This window comes from uncultured Psychrobacter sp., assembly GCF_947495825.1.
Taxonomy (GTDB): Bacteria; Pseudomonadota; Gammaproteobacteria; order Pseudomonadales; family Moraxellaceae; genus Psychrobacter.
Window position 1 is genome coordinate 1 of record NZ_CANMAH010000023.1, and the last position, 1,270, is coordinate 1,270.

Genomic DNA, 1,270 nt, shown 5'->3' on the forward strand with positions numbered 1-1,270 from the left:
TTGTAGTGGCATAATGAAATAGGACAGTAGATAAGAGGTTATACTATCACCAAGACTGGAGAGAAGATATGACCACCAAACGCGGACGCTACAGCCAAGAATTTAAGCTAGAAGCTATTAAACTGGTTGAAGAACAAGGCAGGAAGATACCAGAAGTAGCCAACTCATTAGATATCGGCAAAACCACCTTAGAGAATTGGGTATATAAATACCGTAAAGAACAGCAAGGTGTCATGCCATCAGAAGGCAAAGCCCTAACGCCTGAATTACGGCGTATACAAGAGCTTGAAAAACAGGTCAAGCAGCTTAAGATGGAGCGAGATATATTAAAAAAGGCATCTGCTCTGCTAGCCCAAGACAATCTCAGCGTCTATCGCTAATAACCAAGCTTGCAGAGCATCATAAGCATATTAGCAAACACAAGCTATGTGAACTGTTTGGGGTTGTTAGAAGCAGCTATTACAACAGTACTAAATCTAGGTCTATAGACATTGAACTTATAAGGCTCAAAGCCTTAATCAGAGAGGTATTTGAACAGTCAAATGGCTCGGCTGGTGCAAGGACGGTATCTGCTATCGTCACGCATCAATATGACATTAAACTCACACGCTACAAAGCAGTTAAGCTGATGGCACAAATGGGGTTGATTAGTCGACAGATAAAATCACATAAGTACAGGCGTTGTAAAAAATTCCATAAAGTTTATGGAAACATACTAGACCGTCAGTTTGCGCCCACTGCACCAAACCAAGTGTGGACAGGTGATGTTACTTATATTCGTATCAAAGGCGGATGGTGTTATTTAGCCATCGTTATGGATTTATATGCTCGACGTATTGTTGGTTTTGCCTTGTCAGATAGCCCGAATACTCAGCTGACCACATCTGCACTAAAAATGGCATATCACATAAGACTTGAGCCTAAAGGCGTGCTGTTTCATTCAGATCAAGGCAGTCATTATACCAGTGAAGAGTATGCTAAATGCGTAGCCAAGTGCAATGGTATGTCGCATAGTATGAGCCGACGAGGCAACTGTTGGGACAATGCACCTACAGAGAGGTTCTTTAGAAGCTTTAAGACAGAGTGGATGCCAAAAAACGGCTATGACAATATTGATGAGGCTCGGCAGGCAGTAAATGATTATATTTGGGGCTATTATCAAAGTGTAAGACCACACAGCTTTAATGAGTATTTAACACCAAGCGAGAAAGAGAGACTTTATTTCAACAAAAACCTCTTAAGTACTGTCTAAAAATATTTGACCACTACA

The 1,270-nt window shown here is 41.0% G+C and carries 2 protein-coding genes; both read left to right on the plus strand.

Annotated elements, in window-relative coordinates:
- Nucleotides 1–68: 68 nt before the first annotated feature.
- A complete protein-coding gene (locus tag Q0895_RS13375) occupies nucleotides 69–380 on the plus strand; it encodes a transposase (RefSeq protein ID WP_299189765.1) in 312 nt (103 codons plus the stop codon).
- A 29-nt stretch (nucleotides 381–409) separates the two neighbouring features.
- On the plus strand, nucleotides 410–1,252 hold the full coding sequence (locus tag Q0895_RS13380) for an IS3 family transposase (protein WP_299189774.1): 843 nt from the start codon (nucleotides 410–412) through the stop codon (nucleotides 1,250–1,252).
- The last annotated feature ends 18 nt before the right edge of the window (nucleotides 1,253–1,270 follow it).

Coding starts and splice junctions, on each gene's coding strand:
- Q0895_RS13375 (WP_299189765.1), top strand. CDS start 69: ATGACCACCAAACGCGGACGCTACAGCCAAGAATTTAAGCTAGAAGCT.